2 protein-coding genes are annotated in these 1,935 nt (G+C 65.9%); both read left to right on the top strand.

Annotated elements, in window-relative coordinates:
• Positions 1-1,153, top strand: a 1,153-nt coding sequence (locus BFP90_RS00625; RefSeq protein ID WP_141688883.1) for an ABC transporter permease, incomplete at its 5' end; no start/stop codon positions are given.
• On the top strand, positions 1,146-1,935 hold a 790-nt coding region (locus BFP90_RS00620; RefSeq protein WP_176717994.1), incomplete at its 3' end, for a TolC family protein. The genes BFP90_RS00625 and BFP90_RS00620, both read left to right, overlap by 8 nt.

The raw sequence follows: 1,935 nt of genomic DNA, 5'->3' as shown, positions 1-1,935 counted from the left end.
GCGCGTGATGTGGATCAACCGGTTTCGCACCGCGCTGACCCTGCTCGGCATCATTATCGGGGTGGCCTCGGTGGTGGTCATGCTGGCCGTGGGTGAAGGCAGCAAGCGCCAGGTCATGGCGCAGATGGGCGCGTTCGGCTCGAACATTCTGTACGTCAGCGGTTCGTCGCCCAACCCGCGCACGCCCCTGGGCATCATCACCCCCGCCGACGTGGCCGCCCTGGCCACCCTGCCGCAGGTGAAACGGATCATGCCGGTCAACGGTGCCGAAGCCGGCGTGCGTTTCGGCAACATTGACTACATGGCCTATGTGGGCGGCAACGACACTAATTTCCCGACCATCTTCAACTGGCCGGTGGTCGAGGGCAGCTACTTCACCGAGGCCGACGAACGCAACGCCGCCACCGTCGCGGTGATCGGCGCACGGGTGCGCGACAAGCTGTTCAAAGGCCTGGTCAACCCCATCGGCCAGTACATCCTGATCGAAAACGTGCCCTTCCAGGTGGTCGGCGTGCTCCAGGAAAAAGGCTCCAGCTCGGGCAACAAGGACAGCGACGATCGCATTGCCATCCCCTACTCCGCCGCCAGCATCCGCCTGTTCGGCAGCTACAACCCGGAGTACGTGGTGATTGCCGCCGCCGACGCCACCCGGGTGAACGCCGCCGAGCAGGCCATCGATCAGTTGCTCAAGCGTTTGCACCACGGCAAGGACGACTACCACCTGACCAACAACGCCGCGATGATCCAGGCCGAGGCGCGCACGGCCAATACCCTGTCGCTGATGCTCGGCTCGATTGCGGCGATTTCCCTGCTGGTGGGCGGCATCGGCGTGATGAATATCATGTTGATGACGGTACGTGAACGGACCCGCGAAATCGGCATCCGCATGGCCACCGGCGCCCGCCAGCGCGACATCCTGCGCCAGTTTCTCACCGAGGCGGTGATGCTCTCGGTGGTCGGCGGGTTATTCGGTATCGCCCTGGCGCTGCTGGTGGGCGGCGTGCTGGTGCTGGCCGAAGTGGCCGTGCAGTTTTCCCTGGTGGCGATGCTCGGTGCCTTTGGCTGCGCGCTGGTCACCGGCGTCGTATTCGGCTTTATGCCGGCCCGTAAAGCTGCCCGGCTCGATCCGGTTAAGGCATTGACCAGTGAATAAACCCTCCCTTGCCACACCGCTTTCCCTGCTCGGACTGTGCCTGCTGCTCAGCGCCTGTGCCGGCAACCCCGCCGCCGTCGACAGCGGCATCACGCCACCCGCCGCCTGGCACTCTGCCGAACGCGCGGCCAACCAAGCCACCAACCAGCGCTGGTGGACGCACTTTGGCAGCCCGTCGCTCAACCGCCTGATCGACCAGGCGCGGCGTGACAGTTTCGATGTGGCCGCCGCCATGGCCCGCGTGCGCCAGGCCCAGGCAACAGCGGTGATTGCCGGCGCGCCGCTGCTGCCCGAGGTCAAGTTCAACCTCACCGCCACCCGCGAAAAGCTGCTGCGCGGCAGCGGCAACTCGGACCTCAACGCCACCGAAAACAATAAGACCGTCACCAGCTATGATGCCAACCTCACGGCCAGCTACGAACTCGACTTCTGGGGCGGTCGCGCCGCTGCGCGCGACGGCGCCCTGCATAGCCTGCAGGCCAGCCGGTTCGACCAGGCCAACGTGGAACTGACCCTGCTCAGCAACGTCGCCGATCGCTACGCGCAAACCCTGGCGGCGCGCCAACGCGTGCAGATCGCCGAGCTGAACCTGGCGAATGCGCGCGCAGTGCTGAAGCTGGTGCAAACCCGCTACGACGCCGGTTCCGCCACGGCCCTGGAACTGGCGCAACAGAAAAGCCTGGTGGCCGGCCAGCAACGGCAACTGCCGCTGGTCGAGCAACTGGCCGAAGAGGCGCGCATCACCCTGGCCGCATTGCTCGGCCAGCCCGTGCAGGCGCTGG

It is taken from the genome of Pseudomonas sp. 24 E 13, from assembly GCF_900004715.1.
GTDB lineage: Bacteria > Pseudomonadota > Gammaproteobacteria > Pseudomonadales > Pseudomonadaceae > Aquipseudomonas > Aquipseudomonas orientalis_A.
The sequence above is the reverse complement of the archived record's forward strand: the minus strand, read 5'-3'. Positions and strand labels throughout refer to the sequence as shown.